Here is a 24,586-nt window from a genome sequence, read left to right as displayed (position 1 = left end):
TGCCCGGACGCCGTCGAAAGGTACACAGGTTATCAGACTGAAACCTTTTATTGGCAGTATAGTGTACAGAGTTATTCAGCGGGCCTATGTCCTGTGATAGCCTTCCCATGATTGCCTGACACGAACGAGGACAACCTTGACCACAGAAACCGAACTTCAGCCGCAGGATGCTCCGCTGGGTCGTCTTCCTTTCACCTTTGCCAAGCGCAATGGAGTTATCCTGACCCGCGCTGATGACGGCAACCCGGTTATTCTGGTCAGGCCCGGCGCTCCCCATTCTGCACTGGCCGAAGCCAACAGAATAAGCGGCGGGCGTGCCCGGTTTACGACGATCGATCCTGGCTATTTTGATCAGGCGTTGAACGCTGCCTATCAAAACGATTCTGCAGAAGCCATGCAGATGGTTGAAGGCATTGGCGATGATATGGATCTTGCCTCTCTTGCCGATTCGGTTCCGGAAACCGAGGATCTGCTGGAGCAGGAAGACGATGCGCCCATCATCCGTCTGATCAATGCGATTTTGACGGAAGCGGTAAAAAGCAGTGCGTCGGATGTGCACATCGAAACCTACGAGAAGCAGCTGATTGTGCGCTTCCGAGTTGATGGTGTGTTGCGAGAAGTCGTGCAGCCTAAACGAGCGCTGGCACCTCTACTGGTTTCACGAATCAAGGTTATGGCAAAGCTGGATATTGCCGAAAAGCGGGTGCCCCAGGATGGCAGGATTGCACTGAGGGTCGCCGGCCGCGAGGTGGATATCCGGGTCTCGACCATGCCGTCATCTGGTGGCGAGCGGGTTGTATTGCGCTTGCTGGACAAACAGGCGGGTGCAATACGCCTCGAGTCTCTGGGTATGGCAAGCGACGATCTTAAAATCCTGCGTCGCCTCATACATCGGCCCTATGGCATATTGCTGGTCACCGGGCCTACCGGCTCGGGTAAGTCCACAACCCTTTATGCCGCCTTGCAAGAGATAAACGACCGGAGCCGAAACATTCTTACGGTTGAGGATCCTATCGAGTACAACCTGCCTGGCATTGGCCAGACTCAGGTGAATCCCAAGGTCGAGATGACGTTTGCGCGGGGGTTGCGGGCCATTCTGCGTCAGGATCCTGATGTGGTGATGATTGGTGAAATCCGGGACCTGGAGACTGCCGAAATCGCTGTTCAGGCCAGTCTCACCGGCCATCTCGTGTTATCTACTCTGCATACCAATACTGCGGTAGGTGCGATCACACGCCTTATGGATATGGGCATTGAACCTTTCCTGATCTCATCAAGCCTTGTGGGTATTGTGGCTCAGCGTCTTGTGAGGGTGCTGTGCAAGGATTGCCGTGAGCCATACACGCCCACGGAAGAGCACTGCGAATTCCTGCAGCAGGATTTTACCAACCCGCCAACTGTGTATCGGGCAAAAGGATGTGAGCATTGCAATCAGCTTGGCTACCGCGGGCGCATTGGTATCTACGAGGTGGTTGAAGTAACTGAGGAGATCAGTGCGTTGATTCACAAGCGTGCAGGTGAGCTGGATCTGGAAAAAGTTGCCCGGCTCAAGGGCCCCAGCATTCATTCAGACGGTGTCCGGAAGATACTGGACGGTGTCACTACGCTGGAAGAGGTGCTCCGCGTAACGCACCGGGGTCAGTAAGCTATGGCTGCCTATGAATACAAGGCTCTGGATGCGCGGGGCAAACAGAAACAAGGTGTGTTAGAGGCAGATGCGCCTCGCGCCGTGCGGCAGCAGCTTCGGGAGAGAGGCCTCACGCCACTTGAAGTTGAGCCAGCGTCTCAAAAGCAGAGCCGCAGCAACCCCCTTAGCGGGCGGGGCTCTCTCTCTGCCTCCGACCTTGCTCTGGTAACGCGCCAACTGGCAACACTGATTCAATCGGGTATTCCCATTGAGCAGGCGCTTTCGGCAACCGCCAGACAATCGGCCAAGCCACGCACGCGCAGTATGTTGATTGCTATCCGGGCGAAGGTCATGGAAGGCTATACGCTGGCGGATAGCCTCGGTGAATTTCCCAAAGCATTTCCTCGGCTCTACCGATCGACCGTAGCGGCAGGTGAACATGCAGGGCACCTGGATCTGGTTTTGAACAGGTTGGCGGATTACACAGAGAGTCGACAGGAATCACGCCAGAAAATTCAGCTTGCAGCAATCTACCCCATTATTCTGAGTTTTGTCGCGATCGGCATTGTGGTTTTTCTGCTGACCTATGTTGTTCCTGATATTATTGAAGTTTTCGTAAAACAGGGGCAGGAACTGCCCGGGCTTACCGTAGCCATGCTGACGATGTCGGAGTTTCTTTCCAGTTACGGCCTCTATCTGTTTATTCTTCTGGTTGGATGCTTCCTGGCCTTCCGTTTTTCGCTTACCAAGCCCGCTTTCCGTATGCGTTTCCACAAACGGCTGCTACATCTACCTGTGTTCGCCGGGATGGTGCGTGGCGTCAATACGGCGCGCTACGCCAGCACCCTGAGCATTCTGACAACCAGTGGTGTTCCTCTGGTCGATGCCATGAGAATTGCAGGTGAGGTGCTTTCCAATGACTATCTGCGTCAAGAGCTGAGAGACGCAGCGCGGAAGGTAAGTGAGGGTGGCTCTTTGCATCGGGCACTGGACCAGTCGGGTTACTTTCCGCCGATGATGCTGACCATGATCGCGAGCGGAGAGGCCAGTGGGGAACTGGACAGCATGCTGGAACGTACAGCAAATATGCAGGAGAACACGCTGCAATCAAAAATAGCTGCCATTGTCGGGCTCTTTGAGCCCATGATGCTGCTGGTAATGGGCGTGGTGGTGCTGATTATCGTGATGGCCATCATGCTTCCCATACTCAACATGAGCAACCTGGTGGGCTAAAATCTTTGGCCGGTAATCGTAAATAGTATTTTGTGAAAATAGCTTTTGAAGCCAACAACGAGTGACACAATGACGATGAAAAAACTGAATACGCCTAAGTCAAACCGGGGTTTTACCCTTATCGAAATCATGGTTGTGATGGTTATTCTCGGCCTGCTGGTGGCTGTTGTGGCGCCGAATATTATGGGCCGGAGTGATCAGGCGAAAATAACCGTGGCGGAAACCCAGTTGACCAACATTTCCAAGGCGTTGGATCTATACCGGTTGGATAACAGCCATTATCCCTCTACTCAGCAGGGTCTTGACGCTCTGGCGTCACGCCCCAGCGGCAGCCCCGAGCCAAAGAACTGGAACCCTGACGGCTACATGAAAAGTGTTCCGAAAGACCCCTGGGGCAGCGAGTTCCAGTACGTGAGCCCGGGCAGAGAAGGCCCTTACGATCTCTACTCCAAGGGAGCTGATGGTCAGGATGGTGGTGAAGGCGACGCTGCTGACATCAGCCTCTGGGACATCGGCGGTTAATTGGTGGTTAGTGAAAAATCAGGAAACAACAGTAGCGGGTTCACGCTGATCGAGATACTGGTTGTCCTGGTTCTGATGGGGCTGCTCGCGGCTTTGGCGGTGTTTACCATGGGAGGTAACTCCCAACAGCGTGAGCTGCAGAATGAGGTGCGGGAGCTGTATCTGCTTATGCAGACAGCATCGGACCAGGCAGTAGTAAACAACCTGGAGCTAGGGTTACTGCTCGAGGAAAACGGGTATCGCTTCGTGGCATTTCAGGAAGAAACAGGCGATTGGAAAGGGTCCGGTGAGCAACTATTCCGGGCAAGAAGCTTTCCCGAATGGTTGGTGACGACGCCTTTTATTGAAAGTGATGCTCCCCGCCTTGCCTCTGCTGAAGACAAGCTACGGCCAGATGTGGTTTTTTTCTCGAGTGGAGAAACCACACCTTTTGAGCTGGAGTTCACAATTGGCAGCGATACGGACTACACGCAAATCCTTGCTTCAGACGGAATCTCTCCAATCGAGTGGCGGCAGCCTGGAGATGTGGGGGAAAACAGGTGAAGCCAGAGCAGCCCTTAACATTAGGGAAATCAGCGAGAGGCTTCACGCTAATTGAGGTGATGATCGCATTGCTGGTGTTCGGGTTGATTGCGACTGCCGCTTCGGAGGTTGGCAGCCAGTACATCTCAAGCTATGAACGAATTCGTGATAAAACCCTCGCGAGCTGGGTTGCCGATAATCGTATCAACGAAATCCGGTTGGAAGAAAACCTCCCAGGGGTCTCCGAGAATTCGAAAGACGAAGACTATGGCCCTTTCCGCTGGCAGGTGACTACCAGGGTGCTGGCCACTGCAGAGCCTAAAATGCGGCGCGTGGAAGTTAACGTAGCCCGCTATCGGGGTGACCGTTCGCAACCCTACCCGGTGCATACACTTTCTGCTTTTATGGGTGAAAAATGAGAGGCCGGCGCGAGCGGGGGTTCACACTTCTTGAGGTGCTGGTTGCAATAACCATCACTGCGGTTATTGGTATAGGTGTGTGGCAGGTGTTGAACGGCGTTATCCTCTCGCGTGACCGTGTTGATGAACTGGCCGAGGAGTTTGATGGCCTTCAGCGGGCAATGCTTCTTCTTGAGCGTGACATCACTCAGATAGTCAACCGGCCGGCCCGGGATCTCTACGGCGATTTCAAGCCTGCCTTGACCAGTCGTGAGGATGATTTTTCACTGATGCTGACGCGGCAGGGCTGGCGTAATCCGCTGGGAATCCGACGCAGCAGCCTGCAGCGGGTTGGCTGGGAATTCACCGGTAGCGAACTGCGGCGCCGATATTGGCCAACTCTGGATCAAGGCCAGGAGGAAAACAGTCAGGACTTGTTGCTGCTTGAAGAGATAACAGCCTTTGATCTGCGGTTTCTCAATGAACAGAACTCCTGGGAGACAGAGTGGCCTTCCGACGAAGCCATGATGGCATTGAGCCCCGGCAGCCGACCCGATATTCCCTTACCTCGTGGGATAGAGATCACTCTGGAGCACGAACTCTTTGGTGAGCTTGTTCGGACGTTTGTATTGCCAGACTATGATCCGGCAGGTGCTCAGGGGCTCGTTGACCAACAGAATGAAGTCGGCAGCAACGAAAGTGAAGAGGAAGCAGAGGCTGAACAGGGTGCTGTTCAAGGTACAACAGGGCAGGGAGGCTAGGGTTATGGTTGGCTCTTCCCACCGTTCGTTACCGCATTCTCAGCAGGGCGTAGCGCTGATTATGGTGCTGCTCGCAATGGCATTGGTGGTTATGCTGGCTTCAGGAATGACCCAGCAGCAAAGTATAAGGGTGTTCAAGGCCGGGCATTATCTGGCGCAACAGCAGGGACAAAGCATAGCCCTCGGTGCAGAAGCCTTTGCGCGCCAGATTCTGGTACGGGATTTCGAAGAGGATAAAGAAGACAGCCTGATGGTCGACAGTCTTGACGAGTTCTGGGCCATGAACGCTGCCATTCTACCTCTGGATGACAATGGCGTAGCGGAAGTGCAGATCGATGATCTGGGCGGACGAATAAATCTCAATGATCTGGTTGCTGTTACCGGTCAGGTAGATCCGATAACCAAAGACCGCCTTGAGCGCTTGTTGATCGCTCTCGGAATTACAGGTGTGTCTGTGGACACATTAGTTGACTGGGTTGATCCCGATGATCAAACGATCAGTGCTTACGGTGCCGAAGACGGCCAGTACCTGATGGCGGAACCCGGCTTTCGCGCGGCCAATCAGCCCTTTGTCAGCGTGTCTGAATTACGGTTGATTGAAGGCATGACTGAGGAAATATATGTGGCGTTGCGGCCTCATGTAGCCACCTTGCCGGTAAGAGGTTTGGGTATCAACGTAAACACTGCTACAGCGGAAGTGTTGATGTCGTTACATGAAGAGCTGACGACAGCGCAGGCTGAGTCTATTCTTGAACAACGGGAGGAGGAGCGGTTCGAGAGTATTCAGGACTTTCTCGCGCTTCCTGCGTTTGCAGGTTTGGGATTGAAATCCGATCGGCTGGGGCTGCAAACCCGTTTTTTTGAAGTTGTTTCACGGATTACCTACGATAATCGTGTGGTAAGCATGGTGAGCACCGTTTTTCGCAATCAGGAAGGTAATGTCCGGACCGTTCGCAGAGATACCGGACAAAAGAATCGCATTACGAAAGAGCCCTATACCATCTCAGAAGGATAATCATGTCTTATCGCCTTTACGTGCGGCCGTTACCGCTCAGCGCGGGTAGCGGAGAAGACCCGGAAGCCCTGTTGTATAACTGGGTGCTATACGATGCCGGCGGTGACGCCCAGGCACAGGGAAGCCGCGATCTGCGCAGTACGGTCGAACAGACGCTGAGCCAGAATGGGCTCGATGATGTTTTACTGGCAGGACTCATTCCGGGCGATGAGGCACTGTTCTGCGTTGCGGATATTCCAGCGAAACAAAGCCGGTTCATCAACCAGGCGCTGCCATATGCTGTGGAAGAGCAGATTGCACAGGACATAGACAGTGTTCACCTGGCACTAGGCCTGCACACTCAGGAAGGTTTCCGGGTAGCAGCGATTGATCGCGGCAGAATGGCTGAATGGCTTGAGCTATTCAGCGGTTGGTTACATACCAGGCTTGATGCCATCTACCCAGATGCCGCGCTGCTTCCGGTGACAGAAGGTGGCTGGTCCATTTGCCTCGATGGTGATAACGCGATGATGGTGAGCGACCGGGGCGAATGGCTGAGCATGCAGTCTGCCAACCTGGGAATGTTCGCGCACACATTGGCCGCCCCCTCTTCAGAAGATGTTGTGGTTGAAGTACCTGTGGTGGTCTACGGTACAGAAACGGAATTTGAAGAGCAGCAAGCTGTGCTTGGGGAACTTATGGCTCCTGGACGGCTTTCAGTTCGCCAGGAGTCATTGGCGTTGATGCCGCTGGAGTTGCTGGCCCATGCCCATCATAATCACCTTTGCCGGCCGATTAACCTTTGCCAGCGAGACTTCTCAGTCAGCAGTGGCAAGGCAAGCCCCTTAAAGCCCTGGAAGCCGTTAATTGCGGTTGCCGCTTTGTGGTTTGTGGTGCAGGTAACCCTGGAAGCGGGAATGGGGTTTTATTATCAGAAGCAGGCAGATGAATTGCGCCAGCAGGCGATGTCGGTTTACCGGGCGTCGTTTCCGGGTGACAGCAGAACTCATGCCGGCAATGTCAGGCGTGTGGTCGAAGGCCAGTTGCGCATGGCCGGCTCCGACGGCCCGGATGCAAGTTTTGTCACGCTGATGAAGTACACCGGCCAGCAGTACTCCCAAGTGGCGAATACCGGCTCAGTAACGTTCAACTCCATTAACTATAGCCAGTCTCGTGGAGAGCTGGTCGTTGATGTGCGTGCCGAAAGCTACGATCGCCTGAGCGCTTTGCGCAACGGCCTGGCTGGTCAGGGCCTTGATGCCAAGATTGGCTCCGTAGTAAACGAATCCAGCGGTGCCCGTGGCCGCCTTACGGTCTCGGGAGGCTAGGATCATGTTGACGAAGCTGAAAGAACAGCCCTCGGTAGGCAAGTTAATTGCTCAGTATGATCAGCTCCCCCGTCGGGATCAGCAGGCACTTGTGGTGTTGGCCCTTGCTGTGTTTCTAGGGATTCTCTATTTTGCGATCTGGAAGCCGGTTACCGGTTTTCACGATCAGGCGGCTGCAAGTAAGGAAAATGCCTCAGAGCTTGTAGCCTGGATACAATCCAATGAGCCGACTATAAGGCGGTTGGGAAGCAGTGGCGCAGGGCAGGCTGCAACGTCAGCGGATGTCCCCCAGAATGGCCGGGCGCTGATGGCTCTGGTAACACGTTCGGCAAGAGAATCCGGCCTTACGTTGCAAAGGTTTGAGCCAAGCGGAGAGAGTGCGATCCGTGTGTGGCTGGAAACCGTTCCCTATGCGGAGTTTGCAGGCTGGCTTGAAATGCTCAATGGTAAACACGGTGTAGTGATTGATCAGGCTGCGATCGATCGGTCTGGTGAACCTGGCAGGGTGTCGGTGCGTTTAACACTGGCAATCTGACTTTTGAGTGACAGGGTGCCGGAGGTTATCTCTCCGGACAGAGGCAGGAGTGAAAGCATGAGTAGCGACAGCAATAACAATAATAAGCCAGAACCGGTCATTGTCCGGTTAGATGTCAGCGCTTTGAATGAAGCCAGGTCAATTCTGTATGACGCATACAGGGGGGAGCCAACCTTTCAGTTTTTGTTCAATCACCGGAAACCTGGTTACAAGCAACGTGTTCGGGCAACCATTCGTGAGTTGGTTGATCTCTACTTTGAGCTGGAGCAGGAAGCGGTCGGCGTGATGGTCGACGATACACTGGTTGCCGTTGCGTTCATCGGCGACCCGGATCTGCGTATGGACCTGGCGAGTCAGTTCAGTTGGAGGATCCGCATGGTACTTACAGCCGGTTTTGCCTCTACCCGGCGCTATCTTGATTACCATGAAAAAATACGCGCAATGTTACCGCAGCCATTGGCTCACCAGTTGCCAATGATGGGCGTGAACCCGAAGTATCAGAATCGCGGTTACGGTCGGGTTCTGCTCAGGGCTGTTCAGAAACTCTGTGCTGAAAATCCGCGAGCAAGCGGGCTGGTATTGGATACTGGCAATAGCCGCTATCTCCCTTTTTATGAATCGGAAGGCTTCCGTAGTCTCGGAAAAATACGGCTTGGTGGTTATGAGGATCATATACTGTTCCGTGAAATCCGCCCTGAGGCCAAAACTACGGTTAACCAAAACTAACATTTTTCTTAACAGCAGGAGAGACTGTGTCTGACAGCCACGATTATGATCTGATTGTTATTGGTGCAGGTTCAGGTGGCGTGCGCTTGGCGCGTATGTCGGCCGGGCGTGGTGCCCGGGTAGCGGTAGTTGAGTCCCGCTATCTTGGGGGTACTTGCGTGAACGTTGGCTGTGTGCCCAAAAAACTGTTTGTCTATGGCGCCCATGTCCATGATGAGCTGGAAGACGCGGCAGGTTACGGCTGGAAGGTTCCACTCGACGACGTTAGCTTTGACTGGCCAACACTGGTCGCCAATAAAAATACCGAGATCGAGAGGCTTAACGGTATTTACGCGCGCATGCTTGAGAACGCGGGTGTTACGGTGATCAATGGTACCGCGTCCATTAAAGACCCGAACACGGTCACGGTAGGCGAAAAGGAATACTCAGCATCCCACATCACTGTGGCGACAGGGGGCTGGCCGGTGGTTCCGGATATTCCGGGTAAGGAGTGCATCCTCACGTCGAACGAGATGTTCTATCTGCCGCAGCTACCCAGGCAGGCGGTAGTCTGGGGTGGTGGTTATATCGCAGTGGAATTCGCCGGTATTCTGGCAGGTCTCGGGGTCGAAACCACGCTGCTTTACCGGGGCGATCTGTTCCTTCGCGGCTTTGATAATGATGTTCGGCGCTTCACCGAGCAGGAAATGCGTAAAAAAGGCATCCGGCTTGAGTTTGGTGTGACGATTGAGTCGGTTGAAGCCGAGAACTCCCACTACAAGGTCAAACGCAGTGACGGGACGGTTATGGAGACCGGGCTTGTGATGGCGGCAACCGGCAGAAGGGCCCTGGTAGATGGTCTGGGCCTGACTGAGCTGGGTATTGAGCTTAACGCATCCGGTCATGTTGTTGTGGACGACCATTTCCAGACTTCAGTCCCTTCTATAACGGCGCTGGGCGATATTATCGGTACGCCGCAACTGACGCCGGTGGCAATAGCACAGGCGATGGTGCTATCGCGCAGGCTGTTCGGGGATGGCGAGGGAGAGATGGACTACACATCAATCCCGACGGCTGTTTTCTGTCAGCCTAATATCGGTACCGTAGGGCTAACCGAAGAAGATGCAAGGGAAGCAGGGCACACCCTGAGAGTCTACCGGTCTGAGTTCCGGCCCATGAAATATGTTCTCAGCGGTCGTGATGAACGCTGCCTGATGAAGCTTGTGGTCGATGACGCAACTGATCGGGTTCTTGGTGCGCACATGGTCGGGCCAGACGCTGGTGAGATCACCCAGGGGCTTGCCGTGGCTATCAAGGCGGGTGCAACCAAGGCTCAGTTTGATTCCACCATGGGCATTCACCCAACTTCTGCAGAAGAGTTCGTCACCATGCGGGAACCTGTGTCCTGATCAGAGCAGGAGCCCATGGATGGGCTCGGTTCTTCACCCACTAGCGATCAGCTTTCTGTCAGCGTTACCCAGCGTTTCAACACCTCCTGCAGATCTTCCTTTTTCACAGGTTTGGATAAGTAGTCGTCCATGCCGCTCTCAAGGCATTTTTGGTGAGTCTCTGGCAGCAGGTCGGCTGTGAGGGCAATAATGGGCGTTCTTCCCAAGCCGTTTCCAACTTCCCATTCACGGATATCGCGTGTGGTTTCGTAGCCATCCATGATTGGCATCTGGCAATCCATCAGAATTACGTCGTAACCTTGATGGCTGTTTCGGACCTTATTCAGGGCTTCCTTTCCGTTCGTAACTGTGTCTGTATTGAAGCCAAGTCGGTTCAGAATTGCGGTTGCAACGCGCTGGTTTACGGGATTGTCTTCGACAACCAGTGCCTGCATGGAGAGAGATAATTCGCCTTGCGTTGTTGTTTCAGAGGATATCGCGTTTTCAGCCAGAGTCACAAACTCCAGAGGCAACTCAAAGCGGAACGAAGAGCCTTTACCCGGGTCTGTTCCGATTTGTATGTGCCCACCCAATAGTTCAACGAGGCGCTGGACTAGAGACAAACCCATGTCGACACCACCAAAAGATCCGGCGTTGTCTGTATCCAGCTGTTCGAGTGAACTGAACATATCAGGTAGAGCATCATGAGGTATGCCGTTACCCGAGTCGTTTACAGAGCAGTTGAGAATCATGCACCCATCCTCAACGCCCAAACAACCAACTTGTACGTATACAAAACCCTCGGTTGTGAACCTGATTGCGTTATCGAGCAGGTACGCAAAAATCTGCCGAATCCTCGGCGCATCTCCTTTTACGTGCGTGGTCTCAGGCCAGTCACCATAAAAATCAAGCGTAAGGGCCAAGCCCTGTGCTTCAGCCACATGACGGTATGACGCAACGCAATTCGTGATGAGTGCCCGCAGATCAAAAACCCTCTGCTCCGGAACAACCGCGCCCCTGTCCATGCGGGCGTATTCAAGAATGTCGCTTATAACAGTAAGCAGATCCTCGGTGGACTGTCGGGCAGTTTGCAAATAATCCCGCTGTCTCGGAGTGAGCGTATCCTCCTGCGCAAGGTCAATCATACCCAGTACACCGTTCAGCGGAGTACGCAATTCATGGCTCATGGTAGCCAGAAACTCGGACTTGGTCTGGTTGGCGTTTTCTGCCTTTTCACGAGCCTGCTCGGAAACGGCCAGGGTTTTCTCTTGTAGCGCTCGCAGTGCACTAAGATGTTCTGCTAGCTCGTTGAGTTGTTGCTGTATGGCAATCACGTCTCTTGAGTTGCGTTTTGTAGATACTTTTGCTGCCCGGTAATCCCGTTCGATCAGGCGCTTGATACGCCCGGAAACCTCGTGAATAGGCGAAAGAATCGCTGTCACTGAGCGTTTGACTACCAGAATGGTAAACAGCAGCAGCGAAATGCCAAGTGTCACGGATGTCCAGAGGATATCCCGGCGTCGTGCTTCCAGGGCCTCATCGCTGACGCCCACCTGAACGGTCCCGACTCGCAGTGCACCTGATCCGTATCCGTATTCTGGTTCGAACCAATGGGTGTCCCTGTCCGTTTCGAACTCTAGCGGTTTCTGAAGAATCTCGGCCTCATAAACCTTGAACTCACCCGGCAGCTCAAACAGTTCGATTTTGCCATTCGCCGCAATGCCAATCTCTTCACCAGTCACGTCTGTTACGCGCACCCAGTCAGCCTTGCTATGCCTGATCGACTGGGAGAGTATTTCTTGCAGTGCCAGGGTGTTCCCGGAAACAACTGCGTACTCGAGAGAGGGTGCCAGGCTATCCGCCATGAGCTGGTTGCTGTCGGCCAGATCCTGTCGTGCATCTTCGAGCCGCACAGATGTAAAGAAACCGATCAGAGTTATAAACATCACAATGGCGGGCATTGCGCCTAACAGCAACAACTTCCGGGACAGTGGAGTGCCGGCGGCATTACGCTCACTCATCTATTTGCACTCCCTTATTTTCTATCTGTAATTCAACGGACTTAACGATCTGCTCCTTGGGGGCGAGAGGAATGTTCAGGGACCTGGCAACTTGTTGGTTGATCGCAATGTTAAAGGAGGGGGGGTAATCCGGTTCCGGGAAAGTTCCGGTTTCAAAGAATTCTTGCAAATACTCCGCTGCCATCTCGGTCATAACCGGGAAAGGCGCGTAACCGGCTGCGATGGAACCCGCTTTGACATAGGCCTGGCTGGGGCCGATAACGATTCTGTTCCTGCGGTAAGCGGTGAGCAGAACGTGCTTTATAGTTCTGGGGTTATATATGGCGTTGTCTGGTGCAGCCAATAAGAAATCGCCATAACTGAGCGCCCGAACGAGTGTCGGGATAAGCTGTTTATCTTCTTTAACAATGAAAAGCTGTGCCTCAAGCCCGTATTGCGGAAGCTCATCAATAAGAGAGTCGTAAAGCTCAGCGGAAGCTGTGGTAGCAATCAATGCTATTCGGCTAGCGTGGGGAAGAATGGTCTTTCCGATCAAAGCTTGCCGGAGTAATGGGACATCGAAATAGACCCCGGAAATCTGCCCAGGAGACCGGCTAGCGAAGCCTTCGAGAAAGTCCCGTGTTGTCAGCATGGCAAGAACTGGGACCTTTCGGTTTGCCTGACGAACTCGGGAAAACGCGCCGGGGCCGATTGTAATCACTGGAGCGTCTTCAATCAGGGCTGCCTGTTCACCCGAAACGGAAATCAGATCCCAATGCTTATGAAAACTTTGCTGCAGGAGGTCATGGATATGCTGGTCCAGGGCAACATTGCCCGAAACTGCCAGGTAGACTGGTGAACGCTCAATACCACCGGTTTGAGCGGAAACTGAACCGACAACTACTACCGCTATCAACACAGCGCGGAGCAAAGTGGCTTTAGCCAGTTTCCAAAACAAAACGGCGTTTTCTGTCATACCATCCCGGGCCAGAAGCATTCCCTGATTAAAGATCAGAAACGGATACCTGCTTCCAGGAAAAGCTGGTTCTGATCCTCGATATTATTATCGATACTCACATCTGGATCTGTGTTCATGTAATGTTGCACTGTAACAGCAAACTCGGCCGTGTACCGGGGCTGAAGGAACGATTTTGCCAGGCGAAGGTCGAGGCGCTCAAACCTGGATTCTTTGAGTTGATCTGCCCAATAAAAGGCGGTGGAGCCTTTCAGACCGAACGGCAAGTTCTGAATCAATACGATACTGCCGGAGTGCCTTGCCGAAAGTCTTCCCAGAAGAGCTACCTTGTACTTCTTTTCCTTGTAGTTGGTAGTCTCGTTATTAGAAATTTCTGGACCGTTGTACCAGTCGTCCTGATCAAGATAGCCGTAGCTGACTCTGAATGTTGTTCCGGGGTAATCCAGGGCTGCTTCCACTTCAAAACCTTTCTGGTCGATATCCACGTTGTTGTCGATCGTCCAGTCTTGGAACCCTATGATGCCGCTTATCATATCCCGCATCTTGTCCTTGAATACCCTGACTTCGAGAGAGAACTGGCCTTGATCCAGAGGGAATTGCCCGAAATAACTGATTTCTCGTGAAATAATGTTCTCTTCTTCAAGCGTTCCCGTACGAGTATCAAGGGGGGATTCTACCCGATAGCCCTCGAGTAAAGCGTATTGCGCCGGCGCGATATCTCTCAATGTATACCCATATTCCGGGTTCTGCTCAAAACTATCAGGTGTGCGCACAGCTTTCGAATACACAAACCTTAGCGCGTGATTGTTTCCAAGTGTGAAATTTGCAGCAAACCGGGGTGAAAAGTAGCCCTCGTCGGTGGTTGTCGTGCGCTCCCAGTTACCGCCACCATTTAATGTGAGCCAGTCGATAGGGGTATATTCCAGGTTACCAAATACTCGCGACTGGTAGCTGGTCCCCCGCCCGTTGAAAAACGTCTCAGACCGAAACGTGTCTTTGCGATAACCCAATCCGGTAACGAGCTTCAACTCATCGCTAAATAACAACGTATCCTGAAATTCAAATTCAAGTCTGGAGTCTTCGGAGTCTGAGTTTACGTTGGCGGTCAGTGGCGTGCCGCCTGCTTGAAAGCAGTTATTAGCTTCGTCAAATACATCGGCACCGATGATGAGGCAATTTACTACTGATTCGGGTACTTCTATGGGCCAACGCTGTCTGCGATTGAAATTCTCGAAGTTCACCTGAACGTGAAAAAAATGGGTTCTCGATGTGGTGAAGTTAAGCTGCGTCTGAAGATAATAGTCCCGCACGTCGATGTCCGGGTTGTCAGTGGCGCCGAGTTCGCCGTCTTTAAAAAAATCTTCTTCGTTTATTCCATCTACTACGCCGACGCGAATATCTGCATTAAAGCCGGAGTTAACCTTGAGTCGTGAGTCATAGTTGAAAACATTGATATCATGGCCGCTGTTAAAAGGTATAGGCTCTTCGTCGTCATCAAGTTGATAATCAAAACCGCCGAATTTGCGCTTTTCGAACGCTAACCGCCAGTCGTAGCTGTCGCTGACATCGCCAACGGAAGCAAAGGTACGGAGATAGTCTCTGGAGCCTCCAACAACGCGAATCTCTGTACCGGCGGTATCGGCCGGGTTGCGGGTAATGATGTTGATGGTACCCAGAAAGGCATTAATGCCATAGGCCGCAGAATTCGGGCCCCGGCTTACTTCAATTCTTTCGATAAGCTCCAGCGGAACCGGCATGGTTTGCCAGTCCATATCAGACAGGGTAGCGCGGTGCGCGGTGCGGCCATCAACCAGAACCTGCATGCGCCGTTGTTCATAATGTACAGTGCCATGATAGGTGGTGACTGGAGTGCCGCTGCCCACATCTCCAACAACCATCCCCGGGACAAGGCGGAATATCTCCGCCAGACTCATTATGCCGAGGTCACGAATCATCGCGCCGTCGATAACGGTGGTCGTTCCGGGCACCCTTGTTTTGGGCTGCCGTAACCGGGTAGTCGTCAGTACTTCCGGTATCTCGTCGTTGAATCCGTAGAAACCAATCTGGCCAGATTCTTCGGAAAGCGGCTGCGCAAGGGTTGGAGTCGAGAGTAGCAATCCCAGAATCCCTCTCGTTAAAAACTTGAGGGTACAGGGCGAGGAACGCCGTCGACTGTGATCTCTGAAATTCGTAACGGACATGGGTGTCGTTCTATAATTGCCGAGTTAAAAGCGAAATAACAATTTTCTTGTGTTTTTCACTATCGTATTTGACTACATGGTGTTTGTCTCTCAAAAATGTCATGAATTACAAGGGTAGGAGTAAGCCTGATATGAATTGCTGGGAAATTCTTGGAATTGAGCCTACCCGCGATCGCCAGAGGGTTCAGGACGCATACGAGAACCAGCTTCGGTTTGCGTCGGATAGCGAAGCTGTCCAGCTGAAAGAAGCGTTCCGGGAAGCGATTGGTGAGCCGGTTGAAGAGACGCCCGTAGCCCCGGCAGTAAGTTCAGAAACTCGGGAGCTGGATGCCTCGGAAAGCCAGGTTGCCCGTGAGGTTGTTATTCAGATCAAGGCGCTTTTGAATGACTCTGGCAGGACTTCGGATGCCGGAATATGGAAAGCCATTCTCTGCGAGCCCCCGGCTGACCAGTTGCCCGTGCGCCGGGAGATAGGCCGGCAATTGGAGCCCCAGCTTCGCCCCATGGCTGAAAATGGCAGTTTTCCCGGGCCGGTTGTGCGTTTTCTGGCAGAATGGTTTGACTGGCACAGCCTTCAGGACGCCGTAGCTCTGGAAGATGAGCGTACTTATCCAGAGCCGGATATGGCAGAGGAGGGGATAGAGTCAGAGCCTCCGCAAATGGTCAATTTCTGGCCGGCGGTTATCGGTTGGGTTATCGGGCTTGTCATACTCGCCATGCTTTTTGGCGGCATGGGCGGTGGCTGACGTCACCACCCGATCACGCTTTATCCGTTTCTATTTGCGCTGATCTGGACTCGGCAATTTTGTCCCGGTATTTCTGGGCCAGAATCGCGCCGAGAATTACTTGAACCTGGTTGTAGCACATGATCGGCAAAACGATCATGCCAAACCCGGGGTGCCCGGAGAATAGCACCTTTGCCATTGGCAGCCCGGAAGCCAGGCTCTTTTTGGAGCCGCAGAAAACTACCGCCGCTTCGTCTTCCAGACTGAACCCGAACCGCCGCACCAGCAACCTCGCAAAAAACATAAACAATGCCAGCAAGGCGATGCACAGCAGGATAGTGAGGACAATGGCTTTTGCAGGCAGGTTTTGCCAGAGCCCGCTTTCCACTGAATGCGAGAAGGCGGAATACACGATCAGCCAGATTACGCATTTATCGTAGCGCGCCATCAGGCTTTCATTGCGCGCCAAATACCCTCCCAGAACCGGTCTCATGGCATGCCCCACTGCAAACGGTAATAACAGCTGCAAGACGATATCTTTCAGGGCTTCGCCCACCGCAAAGTCGCCGCTACCGGCGGAACTCACGAGCAACAGAAGCAAGAAGGGTGTGAGCATCATGCCAAACACATTGGATGCCGCAGCGCTGCAGATGGCTGCAGGGACGTTCCCGCGCGCCATGGCGGTATAGGCAATGGATGAGGATACCGCGGAGGGGAGTACTCCCAGGTAGAGAAAACCAAGGCCCAGGTCTGCTGGCATCCAAGACGGTGCAAAACTGCTCATGCCGTTAATGGGGAGCACAACCAGAGGGAAGAACACGAACGTGAGCAGGGTGATGAGAATGTGGAGTCGCCAGTGTGAAGCGCCGGCAACAATCTGCTCCCTCGACAGTGCGGCACCATGAAAGAAGAAGAGCAGGGCGACGGCTACTGTCCCGGCACTGGCCAGAAAATCCCCGGCAGAGCCTGTTGCGGGCAGAAATGAAGCCAGGACAATGGCGCCTAGGAGCAGGATGGTAAAGATGTCTGGTCTGAACTTCATGATCAGGAGCCTCTCTTGCGAAGCGCTTTGAGGCTGGGGGCAAGAAGCTCTCGGGCAAGCTTTTCAGCTTTTACTGAATCCTGTCGGCGCACCGCGGCCAGCAGCAGTTCATGATCTTCCTGCGATGGCTCGGGTAAGTCCGCGTCGCTTTCCGTGCGTTCGATTGTCTGCGTGATGGCGTGGGAGAAGTAATCATAGAGCTCCGCCAATGCGGAGTTATGGGATGCAGCCACCAGTGCATGGTGAAAGGCCTCGTCATGGCGAATGCGGGCTTCCAGGTTGGTATCCGCTTTGCCTCTTGCATCCAGTGCCATGGTCATGGTGCGGAGGTCGTGGTCTGTGCGTCGTTGCGCTGCGAGTTTTGATGCTTCTGTTTCGAGCATGATCCGGACTTCCAGCTGATCCGTGAGTTGGGTGCGGGCGATGCGTTTGAGAGTTTCCCCGGCATCTCGGGTGGCCCGTACATAGGTGCCATCGCCCTGTCTGGTTTCCAGCATCCCGACATGGGCCAGTACTCGCACGGCTTCACGAACGGTGTTTCTGCTCACTCCAAGAGCGTCTGAAAGCTCTGATTCCACGGGCAGTTTGCCGCCTACCGGCCACTGCTCGGTTTCTATGGCGTGTCTCAGGCTTTCTATCGCAGTTTCCACCAACGAGCCTTTCTGGATTCTTTCTAACATGAGCCTATCATCCGTTTAACCTATCATCCAATCATCCTATGTATTTGTGGGCAATGCAAACTCTGAAGCTAAAGCCGGGTATCACCCGGGCGGATCGAGTAGTTGGTAGTCAGCTGTGTCGGCGTGGCGGGTGGAAAAACGATAGGAAAAGGTGAAGCCTGGCCAGTTCAGGGTGTTCTTTCCGTTGGCATCGAGGTACCAGGAATTGCAACCAGAGCTCCACACGCTGCCTTCAAGCCCCTGTTGAACAACGCTGGAATAGCGTTCCTGGCGATCTTTTCGAACGTCCATGGCGGCACCGGGATACTTTTGCAGAACCTTCAGGCAATCGAGTACATAGTTAAATTGTGATTCCAGCATGTACAGAATGGAATTGTGCGCCAGATTGGTATTCGGCCCATACAGCATAAAAAGATTCGGGAAGCCGGAGACCGTAATGCCTTTGAAGGCAACAGCGCCATCTTGCCAGGCTTCGTTAAGCGTTTTTCCGCCGCGCCCGGTTACACGAATTGGAGACAGGAACTCCGAGGCACGGAAGCCGGTTCCAAAGATAATGGCATCAACAGGATAGTGGTCACCGGACCGTGTCTGGACGCCAGTGCTGTCAATCTTTTCGATCGGGTCTGTAACCAGGTCCAGATTGGGTCGGTTAATGGCTGGATACCAGTCATTGGAAATCAGAATCCGCTTACAACCAATCTGGTAATCGGGAATGATGTGTTTGAGCTTTTCCGGATCCGAAACATATTTGGTGGCCTCCGTTTTGGCCTGTCTGGCAAATATGTCGAGCAGGCGACTGAAACGGGTGAACGCCAGGCCCCGGCTTTCGTTCTTCCAATAAATCAGATAGCGGTAAAGCCTGTCCCAAATGGGAATGACCTTGAACAGGGTTTGCTCCCAGCGTTTGAAGGGCCTGTCTGCTTTTGGCAGAACCCAGGCGGCCGAGCGTTGAAACAGGGAAAGCGATTGAACCTTGCCAGCAATTTCCGGTACGAACTGAATCGCGCTGGCTCCGGTACCGATAACCGCAACGCGCTTGTCCGTAAGATCATAATCATGATCCCAACGTGCCGAGTGAAAGCAGGTTCCTTCAAAATCGTTCATGCCTTTGATATCGGGCCACGCAGGCTGATTCAACTGGCCGGTTGCCGTGATGACGACTTGTGCTTCGAGGGTTTCACCGCTGGTAAGTCTTAGCGACCAGAGGTTGAGGCTTTCGTCAAACGTCGCTTCCGCCACTTCGCAGTTGAAACGGATCTGATTTCCAAGGCCGTACTTTTCAACGCAGTGTTCCATGTACCCGAGGAGTTCATGCTGTAGCCCGAATTTGCGCGACCAGTCGTGTTTGGGTTCGAAAGAGTAGGAGTAAAAGTGCGATTGCACATCGCAGGCAGCGCCGGGGTATGTGTTGTCGCGCCAGGTACCACCAACTTGGCTGTCTTTTTCCAGCAGTGTGACCCGCTCAAAGCCTGCTTTTTTTAGTTGAATCGCCATGCCCAGGCCGCCAAACCCGGTTCCGATTATGATGATTGAGGGCTGCGTACTGCTGTTTTGCTGAGTCATATCTGCTGGTCCAACCGTTTTATTATAATAGTGACGCATTGTTCATTATACGCACCTGGCGTAACGGGCGTTATGGCAGTTTAGGACAGTGTGGGTGGCTGCACAGAGTGTACTGCCCGGGGGGCGGGCAGGAACGGTTTGATGAGGGTGTCTGGTACGGCTGCCCAGGTTAATCCTGAGCAGCGTTCAGAAGGTCTGGCTTTTTCAGAGCTTTCTGAAAGAGATCTTTGTCCTCGGCGATGGCCATGGCGCACTTTTCGGCCATATCATCGCCCAGGCCTTCAACTTTCCGCGCCAGAAAAACCTGAATTTCTTCCGCCAGCTCGAGTATTTTGTCTCGGGCATCAGCGTCTGTTTTTGAAGTGAAAAGCATGGTGTCAGGGTTTTTTAATGCCATATCCAGGCCGTCCCTATCGGAAAAATAGACTGCTTGTACCGCCATGGTCATTCCTCGCAGTGAATGTCTGCTTTACTGTATAAGCATACAGTGTATCCGACTATCACATAGAAAAACACCCATGAGCGGCGAAAGCTGTCAGCTCGTCGGGAAGGCTTATAAAATTCCAATCAATAGCGTAACAGCGCCGAACCCCAGGTAAAGCCGCCGCCAAACGCCTCAAGCAAAATAACCTCATTGCGTTGAATACGCCCATCTCTGACCGCAACATCCAGGGCAAGGGGAATGGAAGCAGCGGAGGTGTTGCCGTGTTCGTTGACGGTAACAACCACCTGGTCCATGGACATATTCAGTTTTTTTGCGGTGGCAGAAATGATTCGGAGGTTGGCCTGATGGGGAACCAGCCAGTCAATATCAGACTTTTTCATTCGGTTTGCTGCCAGGGTCTCGTCAACAATCTTGCCCAGGGTGTTTACAGCAACTTTGAAGACTTCGTTGCCTTTCATTTCCACGAAAGCCAGCCCGGCTTTTACCTGATCGTAGCCATCGGCAATGCCGCAGGGAACATGCAGGAGTTTTTCGTACTTACCGTCTGCGTGGATGTGCGTGGAAAGAATCCCGGTTTCTTCATGTGCTTCAAGAATAACAGCGCCCGCACCGTCACCGAATAGCACGCAGGTGCCTCGATCTGACCAGTCTATGATACGAGAAAACACTTCCGCACCCACAACCAGTGCCTTTTTACTGCTTCCGGTTTTTATGAATTTGTCGGCAACCGAGAGAGCGTAGACAAAGCCGCTGCATACCGCTTGTATGTCGAAAGCCGGGCAGCCACGAATACCCAGCCGTGCCTGCAGAATGCAGGCAGAACTCGGGAAAATCTTGTCGGGAGTGGATGTGGCAAAAATGATCAGATCGATATCGCTGGCATCGATACCAGCGGCCTCTATGGCATTGAGCGCGGCCTGCTCGGCCAGGTCCACTGTTGTCTGGCCCTCAACAGCAATGTGCCGCCGTTCGATTCCTGTGCGCTCACGGATCCACTCGTCTGTGGTATCGACTGTCTTTTCGAGGTCTTTATTGGTAACTATATTCTCTGGCAGATAAGAGCCAGTGCCGGCAATACGTGCAAAGGTCATTCGCGAAAATCCCACGGTGTGTCCGATTAGGGAGCAATATGCATCTATAGCGCCCTTATGATGTCTCGGGCACTCAATGCGTTTTAAACGCTCCTTGGCTTGCGAGCATGCTATACCTCTGAACCTTTGTCTGTTATTAGCGGTTTGTCAAAGACACCGGTGAAAACTTCCGTTTGGCCGGTCTTTTTCATCCGGTGTCTGATTCGTTTCTGGGGCTTCTAATCAACAAAGCTGGATTGACTTGCGATCAGGGGTGAGAGGGCAACATTCCAGTGTTGCATGCCGCTTCGGCTATACACGTAATGTCCACTGATAGATTTGATTTGAGGTATCTGGTGGGGCTTCAGGCCATTAAGAATCAGTGATGCCAGCCGGGCACCCGTGACCCCCTCCTGGTAGGCGGAAACGGTAAATCCGCCGATGCCCTGATTTTCCCCGATGAAAATATCCCAGAATGAAAATATGGGAACTTGAGAGCGAATGAACGCCTGATCCATCAGATCCCTGGGTTGGATGTATTTATCGTTTCGGTCACGGATGGTGTGATGGGTGCCTACGATGATCGCATCATATCGCTCGTGTGCTGTGAATACGGCGTTTAGCCAGGCGTCCTTATCGTTGGTGAGCACGATATCCAGATGAGAGCCATGAAGCCTGGTTTGACGAACATCTCCGAAATATTCCTCAACCGCATTTCTCATAGTTGGTGAATCGTCCATCAAGACCAGAAAGCGTTCATTTTGCTTCAGTACCTTACGCATATGGCGAACGTTCTCAGCAAAGAAAGGGCGCTCAAGAATACCGGTGACAAGGGGGTGCGTCAGCGCTGGGTGCTGGTCAGGGCCACCATTTACTCCGAAAAAGACCACTGGGATTTCGTTGTCGGCAAGGTGCTGTGCCATGAGTGTAAATGCGTTGTCATCACCCAATATCGCAACGTCCGGTTTTATTTCAGCCACAGTTTGCTGGATGCTTGCTACTTTCTGAGGCCACTCTGATTTAGGTAGGCGCTTGGTATCGAGCGCCAGTACGCGGATGTCATATTTAGCCCCCAGGACCGATTCGATGGCGCGGAGGTAATCAGCATCCCATTTGTATTCATCGTGATAGCTTTCGATAACGACGACAGTTTTTCCGAAACACAAAGGGCTGACCAGTAAAAGAGCTAGGATAAGAAAACGCATGAAATGACCTTTTATTGTTTTTTGGCTGAAAGGAAAGCGGGCCAGACGGCCGGGTAATCTGAGGTGATACACCCCGGAGTACTTAAGCAAAAACCAGGCCTGCGTTTATCTATCTGTTTTTAAATGGTTTGGTGATACTTTCATGATGCCAGTGTCTGGAATTGCAGACGCCTGTGTCTGGCGTTCCGGACAATGCTGGCGACAAACACATGATCAACAAAGGAGCTGGAATGAACTCGCACAATAGTTTTCTGAAACGATCCGGTATTCGGTATCCCATCGTTCAGGCGCCAATGGCCGGGGTCTCGACGCCTCAACTTGCGGCTTCCGTTACCAATGCTGGTGGCCTGGGTTCCTTGGGAATAGGCGCAAGCTCTCCAGCTCAGGCCAGGGAAATGATCAAGCAGACTCAGGCTCTGACCACTGGGCCATTCAATGTGAATGTGTTTTGTCATCAGCCTGCGCGACGAGATCCCGCCCGGGAGGCCAACTGGTTGAAGTACCTGGCACCCTTGTTCGCTGAAGCGGGCGTGGAGCCACCGGATTCGCTCAGTGAAATTTACACATCGTTTGTTGAAGACGCCGAAACGCTCGAAATGCTGCTTGAGCTGAAACCTGCGGTTGTCAGTTTTCACTTTGGTATTCCATCGCCTGAATACATTTCGGCATTGCAGGGAGCAGGAGTCTATACCATGGCCACGGCCACAAGCCCGGGCGAAGCAGCGCAGATTGAAGCGGCTGGAATTGACGCCATCGTGGCACAGGGAATTGAAGCTGGTGGGCACAGGGGGACTTTCAACACCAAAGCTACAGATGAAGGGTTGAGTACTTTAGCCCTTGTGCGACTGTTATCACACCAGACCACTCTGCCTATTGTTGCTGCAGGTGCGATTATGGACGGTTTTGCCATGAAAGCCGCGATGGCTTCCGGTGCAGCTGCTGTGCAGCTCGGCACCGCGTTTGTTCTATGCCCGGAATCCGCTGCAAATGATGCATACCGGGCAGCACTGAAAAGCGAAAGAGTAAAGCAAACGCGACTAACCAAAGTGCTCTCGGGCAGGCCGGCACGGGGGATGGTTAACCGGCTCATTTCGTTTGGCGAAGCCAAAGACAGCCCGCCGCCAGCCGATTACCCGGTTGCCTATGATGCAGCTAAATATCTCAATGGAGCGGCGTCCAGACTTGGCAACCATGAATTCGCTGCGCAATGGGCGGGGCAAGGCGCACCTTTGGCGCGGGAGTTACCGGCCGCGGATTTGGTGGCATTGATTCTGGAAGAGTGGGTGTCATAACTGGTCGACAGGTCTGCAAGTACCGGGGGGTGCAGCCAGCCACTCCAGTATCTGATCGTGCACCACCTTGTTGTCGAGTAAGTCCAGGTGATTCAGATTTTCGAACACGCGACAGTTTTCGGGGCTTATGGAGAGCTTCTTTAAATTATCAGAATGATGCCCTTCTGCGCTGTCCAGCCGAACGAGAAGGTCGCCTACCATCATGCTGGTAAAGTCGGAGACGTTCTTACCAATGGCTGCAGCTATAAAGAAGTGCCGCGTGCCTTCTCGCAGCGGAACCGGCTTGCGGTAGTCCGGGTGGAAGTCATCCTGATCGATACCCTCCCAGTCATCGTCCAGTAAATTGCCGTGTCGCAGGTCCTTGATGCCTGCGCTGGTGTGCTGGCCCAGAGCAAACGGACTGGCGTAACGGAATTTCTTCATAACGAAGGTCAGCATGTTTCCGGCCTTGGCTACGGCTGAGCCATGATGAGGCGAGCCGAGATAAAGGGCATTTTTCAAAAGCCCGGTCCACGGCAGGTTGAGTTCACTGCTGTACCAGCAGGCGCTACGAATAACGAGTCCTCCCATGCTGTGGCCAATCAGGGTAAGCTCCTCGATCTCAACTGGCCAGGATTCAACTAAATTCTCAAGTAACTGACTTAACTCCTTGCCATTGTGTGAAATATGCTTTCCAGTATTGTAATTCAGATACAAGGGTGTGAAGCCAGACTCACGTTGCAACTCCGTACCCAGGTCCCCTTCATTGTGTCCTTTCCAGTACTCATGGGAGAGGCATAAACCATGAACCAATACTACGATTTTTGAGCTGGCATCCTGAATTGAGGCAAAGCCATTCACAGAGCCTGGCCCGACTTTCTGACCAGCGCTGTTTCGAAAATGCATGGTAATGGCCAGGGGATTGTTGCTGGCTTCCAGATGATCCCCGCATACTCCGTTCAGTGCGGCTGCAACCTTCACGCTTTGTGATGACTTCAGGATATCTTCCTGGGCTGAGAATTTGTCAAGCGACCGATGTAGCTCCTGTTGCACCAATGAAGTGGTCGACTGGATGACCTGGTAAGTCCGGCCCTGAGCCCCCTCCTCAGGAGGCACTCCCGCCATGTCGCGCAGTCGATTCAGTGGGTTCACTTCCCTCGCAATAGTGCGATGCGTTCTTTCGACAATCTGAGTAACGCCACTGGTAACATCCAGGAGTAGTTGGGCGGAACCGTGTATCGATTTGATTGATACCATTTTACTGTGCTCCAGAAGTCGTTCAGAACGTTCTCATCATAGGATAGAACACTATCCGGCAAATCCTGGCGCACGCAAATGGCCCGTTTTCAGATAAATGGTGACAACTCGGCATTTCCAGCGTAAATGACAAGATTC

At 53.0% G+C, this 24,586-nt stretch carries 23 protein-coding genes; 13 read left to right on the top strand and 10 right to left on the bottom strand.

The window, feature by feature from the left end; genetic code table 11:
- Positions 1 to 136: 136 nt before the first annotated feature.
- The 11 genes from gspE to gorA all read left to right on the top strand — a co-directional run bounded on the left by gspE (position 137) and on the right by gorA (position 10,034).
- Positions 137 to 1,645 (top strand): type II secretion system ATPase GspE, encoded by a 1,509-nt coding sequence (gspE, locus tag Q4606_RS14515; protein ID WP_303607971.1) that lies wholly within the window; start codon positions 137 to 139, stop codon positions 1,643 to 1,645.
- A 3-nt stretch (positions 1,646 to 1,648) separates the two neighbouring features.
- Positions 1,649 to 2,860, top strand: a complete 1,212-nt coding sequence (gene gspF / locus Q4606_RS14510; RefSeq protein ID WP_303595854.1) for a type II secretion system inner membrane protein GspF — start codon at positions 1,649 to 1,651, stop codon at positions 2,858 to 2,860.
- Positions 2,861 to 2,929: 69 nt separating this feature from the next.
- Positions 2,930 to 3,382, top strand: coding sequence for a type II secretion system major pseudopilin GspG (gene gspG / locus Q4606_RS14505; protein ID WP_303595855.1), 453 nt, complete (start codon positions 2,930 to 2,932; stop codon positions 3,380 to 3,382).
- The gene (gene gspH / locus Q4606_RS14500) at positions 3,383 to 3,925 is read left to right on the top strand and encodes a type II secretion system minor pseudopilin GspH (protein ID WP_303607970.1); all 543 of its coding nucleotides are present in this window, start codon (positions 3,383 to 3,385) and stop codon (positions 3,923 to 3,925) included.
- Positions 3,922 to 4,323: a type II secretion system minor pseudopilin GspI gene (gspI, locus tag Q4606_RS14495; protein ID WP_303607969.1), complete on the top strand. Its 402-nt coding sequence runs from the start codon at positions 3,922 to 3,924 to the stop codon at positions 4,321 to 4,323. The genes gspH and gspI overlap by 4 nt, the downstream gene beginning before the upstream one ends.
- On the top strand, positions 4,320 to 5,063 hold the full coding sequence (gene gspJ, locus Q4606_RS14490) for a type II secretion system minor pseudopilin GspJ (protein ID WP_303607968.1): 744 nt from the start codon (positions 4,320 to 4,322) through the stop codon (positions 5,061 to 5,063). Before gspI ends, gspJ begins: the two co-directional genes overlap by 4 nt.
- Positions 5,064 to 5,067: 4 nt before the next feature.
- Entirely contained in the window at positions 5,068 to 6,078 is a 1,011-nt protein-coding gene (gspK, locus tag Q4606_RS14485) for a type II secretion system minor pseudopilin GspK (RefSeq protein ID WP_303607967.1), read from the top strand.
- Between the two features lie 2 nt (positions 6,079 to 6,080).
- Complete coding sequence (gene gspL, locus Q4606_RS14480; protein WP_303607966.1) at positions 6,081 to 7,385, top strand: type II secretion system protein GspL; 1,305 nt, start codon at positions 6,081 to 6,083, stop codon at positions 7,383 to 7,385.
- A gap of 4 nt (positions 7,386 to 7,389) precedes the next feature.
- Positions 7,390 to 7,920, top strand: a complete 531-nt coding sequence (locus tag Q4606_RS14475; protein WP_303607965.1) for a type II secretion system protein M — start codon at positions 7,390 to 7,392, stop codon at positions 7,918 to 7,920.
- Positions 7,921 to 7,977: 57 nt separating this feature from the next.
- Positions 7,978 to 8,646 (top strand): N-acetyltransferase, encoded by a 669-nt coding sequence (locus Q4606_RS14470; protein ID WP_303595862.1) that lies wholly within the window; start codon positions 7,978 to 7,980, stop codon positions 8,644 to 8,646.
- A gap of 26 nt (positions 8,647 to 8,672) precedes the next feature.
- Positions 8,673 to 10,034: a glutathione-disulfide reductase gene (gene gorA, locus Q4606_RS14465; RefSeq protein WP_303595863.1), complete on the top strand. Its 1,362-nt coding sequence runs from the start codon at positions 8,673 to 8,675 to the stop codon at positions 10,032 to 10,034.
- Between the two features lie 47 nt (positions 10,035 to 10,081).
- Here the strand turns inward: gorA and Q4606_RS14460 are convergent, their stop codons facing one another.
- Genes Q4606_RS14460 through Q4606_RS14450 form a run of 3 tightly spaced genes read right to left on the bottom strand, consistent with a single transcriptional unit; the run spans position 10,082 to position 15,106 of the window.
- Positions 10,082 to 12,034: a response regulator gene (locus Q4606_RS14460; protein WP_303607964.1), complete on the bottom strand. Its 1,953-nt coding sequence runs from the start codon at positions 12,032 to 12,034 to the stop codon at positions 10,082 to 10,084.
- Positions 12,027 to 12,989, bottom strand: coding sequence for an ABC transporter substrate-binding protein (locus Q4606_RS14455; protein ID WP_303595865.1), 963 nt, complete (start codon positions 12,987 to 12,989; stop codon positions 12,027 to 12,029). Before Q4606_RS14455 ends, Q4606_RS14460 begins: the two co-directional genes overlap by 8 nt.
- Positions 12,990 to 13,024: 35 nt before the next feature.
- Complete coding sequence (locus Q4606_RS14450; protein WP_303607963.1) at positions 13,025 to 15,106, bottom strand: TonB-dependent siderophore receptor; 2,082 nt, start codon at positions 15,104 to 15,106, stop codon at positions 13,025 to 13,027.
- 215 nt (positions 15,107 to 15,321) lie between these two features.
- Between Q4606_RS14450 and Q4606_RS14445 the strand changes: the two genes are divergently transcribed.
- Positions 15,322 to 15,936, top strand: coding sequence for a J domain-containing protein (locus tag Q4606_RS14445; protein ID WP_303607962.1), 615 nt, complete (start codon positions 15,322 to 15,324; stop codon positions 15,934 to 15,936).
- 13 nt (positions 15,937 to 15,949) lie between these two features.
- On the opposite strand, the gene Q4606_RS14440 is transcribed toward Q4606_RS14445, so the two are convergent.
- From Q4606_RS14440 to Q4606_RS14415, 6 genes are all read right to left on the bottom strand, one after another.
- A complete protein-coding gene (locus tag Q4606_RS14440; protein ID WP_303607961.1) occupies positions 15,950 to 16,957 on the bottom strand; it encodes a bile acid:sodium symporter family protein in 1,008 nt (335 codons plus the stop codon).
- Positions 16,958 to 16,959: 2 nt separating this feature from the next.
- Positions 16,960 to 17,637 carry a FadR/GntR family transcriptional regulator gene (locus Q4606_RS14435; RefSeq protein WP_303607960.1) on the bottom strand — a complete coding sequence of 226 codons (678 nt, stop codon included), beginning with the start codon at positions 17,635 to 17,637 and terminating at the stop codon, positions 16,960 to 16,962.
- 81 nt (positions 17,638 to 17,718) lie between these two features.
- Entirely contained in the window at positions 17,719 to 19,200 is a 1,482-nt protein-coding gene (locus Q4606_RS14430) for an NAD(P)/FAD-dependent oxidoreductase (RefSeq protein WP_303607959.1), read from the bottom strand.
- A 169-nt stretch (positions 19,201 to 19,369) separates the two neighbouring features.
- Positions 19,370 to 19,642 carry a YebG family protein gene (locus tag Q4606_RS14425; RefSeq protein ID WP_303607958.1) on the bottom strand — a complete coding sequence of 91 codons (273 nt, stop codon included), beginning with the start codon at positions 19,640 to 19,642 and terminating at the stop codon, positions 19,370 to 19,372.
- A 125-nt stretch (positions 19,643 to 19,767) separates the two neighbouring features.
- On the bottom strand, positions 19,768 to 20,736 hold the full coding sequence (locus Q4606_RS14420) for a beta-ketoacyl-ACP synthase III (RefSeq protein WP_303595872.1): 969 nt from the start codon (positions 20,734 to 20,736) through the stop codon (positions 19,768 to 19,770).
- 218 nt (positions 20,737 to 20,954) lie between these two features.
- Positions 20,955 to 21,920: an ABC transporter substrate-binding protein gene (locus tag Q4606_RS14415; protein WP_303595873.1), complete on the bottom strand. Its 966-nt coding sequence runs from the start codon at positions 21,918 to 21,920 to the stop codon at positions 20,955 to 20,957.
- A 230-nt stretch (positions 21,921 to 22,150) separates the two neighbouring features.
- Here Q4606_RS14415 and Q4606_RS14410 point away from each other — a divergent pair, with 230 nt between their 5' ends.
- Positions 22,151 to 23,212, top strand: coding sequence for a nitronate monooxygenase family protein (locus Q4606_RS14410; protein ID WP_303607957.1), 1,062 nt, complete (start codon positions 22,151 to 22,153; stop codon positions 23,210 to 23,212).
- Here Q4606_RS14410 and Q4606_RS14405 read toward each other — a convergent pair.
- On the bottom strand, positions 23,207 to 24,448 hold the full coding sequence (locus tag Q4606_RS14405) for a triacylglycerol lipase (RefSeq protein ID WP_303607956.1): 1,242 nt from the start codon (positions 24,446 to 24,448) through the stop codon (positions 23,207 to 23,209). The two genes, Q4606_RS14410 and Q4606_RS14405, sit on opposite strands and share 6 nt — an antisense overlap.
- Positions 24,449 to 24,586 lie beyond the last annotated feature (138 nt).

This window comes from Marinobacter sp. 1_MG-2023, assembly GCF_030549045.1.
GTDB lineage: Bacteria > Pseudomonadota > Gammaproteobacteria > Pseudomonadales > Oleiphilaceae > Marinobacter.
The sequence above is the reverse complement of the archived record's forward strand: the minus strand, read 5'-3'. Positions and strand labels throughout refer to the sequence as shown.

What these genes read in the sequence shown, in the direction of transcription:
- gspL (WP_303607966.1), top strand. Translation starts at nt 6,081, where the DNA reads ATGTCTTATCGCCTTTACGTGCGGCCGTTACCGCTCAGCGCGGGTAGC.
- gspG (WP_303595855.1), top strand. Translation starts at nt 2,930, where the DNA reads ATGACGATGAAAAAACTGAATACGCCTAAGTCAAACCGGGGTTTTACC.
- Q4606_RS14415 (WP_303595873.1), bottom strand. Translation starts at nt 21,920, where the DNA reads ATGCGTTTTCTTATCCTAGCTCTTTTACTGGTCAGCCCTTTGTGTTTC.
- Q4606_RS14470 (WP_303595862.1), top strand. Translation starts at nt 7,978, where the DNA reads ATGAGTAGCGACAGCAATAACAATAATAAGCCAGAACCGGTCATTGTC.
- gspF (WP_303595854.1), top strand. Translation starts at nt 1,649, where the DNA reads ATGGCTGCCTATGAATACAAGGCTCTGGATGCGCGGGGCAAACAGAAA.
- gspK (WP_303607967.1), top strand. Translation starts at nt 5,068, where the DNA reads ATGGTTGGCTCTTCCCACCGTTCGTTACCGCATTCTCAGCAGGGCGTA.
- Q4606_RS14410 (WP_303607957.1), top strand. Translation starts at nt 22,151, where the DNA reads ATGAACTCGCACAATAGTTTTCTGAAACGATCCGGTATTCGGTATCCC.
- Q4606_RS14445 (WP_303607962.1), top strand. Translation starts at nt 15,322, where the DNA reads ATGAATTGCTGGGAAATTCTTGGAATTGAGCCTACCCGCGATCGCCAG.
- Q4606_RS14435 (WP_303607960.1), bottom strand. Translation starts at nt 17,637, where the DNA reads ATGTTAGAAAGAATCCAGAAAGGCTCGTTGGTGGAAACTGCGATAGAA.
- Q4606_RS14425 (WP_303607958.1), bottom strand. Translation starts at nt 19,642, where the DNA reads ATGGCGGTACAAGCAGTCTATTTTTCCGATAGGGACGGCCTGGATATG.
- Q4606_RS14405 (WP_303607956.1), bottom strand. Translation starts at nt 24,448, where the DNA reads ATGGTATCAATCAAATCGATACACGGTTCCGCCCAACTACTCCTGGAT.
- Q4606_RS14455 (WP_303595865.1), bottom strand. Translation starts at nt 12,989, where the DNA reads ATGACAGAAAACGCCGTTTTGTTTTGGAAACTGGCTAAAGCCACTTTG.
- Q4606_RS14460 (WP_303607964.1), bottom strand. Translation starts at nt 12,034, where the DNA reads ATGAGTGAGCGTAATGCCGCCGGCACTCCACTGTCCCGGAAGTTGTTG.
- Q4606_RS14430 (WP_303607959.1), bottom strand. Translation starts at nt 19,200, where the DNA reads ATGACTCAGCAAAACAGCAGTACGCAGCCCTCAATCATCATAATCGGA.
- Q4606_RS14475 (WP_303607965.1), top strand. Translation starts at nt 7,390, where the DNA reads ATGTTGACGAAGCTGAAAGAACAGCCCTCGGTAGGCAAGTTAATTGCT.
- Q4606_RS14440 (WP_303607961.1), bottom strand. Translation starts at nt 16,957, where the DNA reads ATGAAGTTCAGACCAGACATCTTTACCATCCTGCTCCTAGGCGCCATT.
- gspJ (WP_303607968.1), top strand. Translation starts at nt 4,320, where the DNA reads ATGAGAGGCCGGCGCGAGCGGGGGTTCACACTTCTTGAGGTGCTGGTT.
- Q4606_RS14420 (WP_303595872.1), bottom strand. Translation starts at nt 20,736, where the DNA reads ATGACCTTTGCACGTATTGCCGGCACTGGCTCTTATCTGCCAGAGAAT.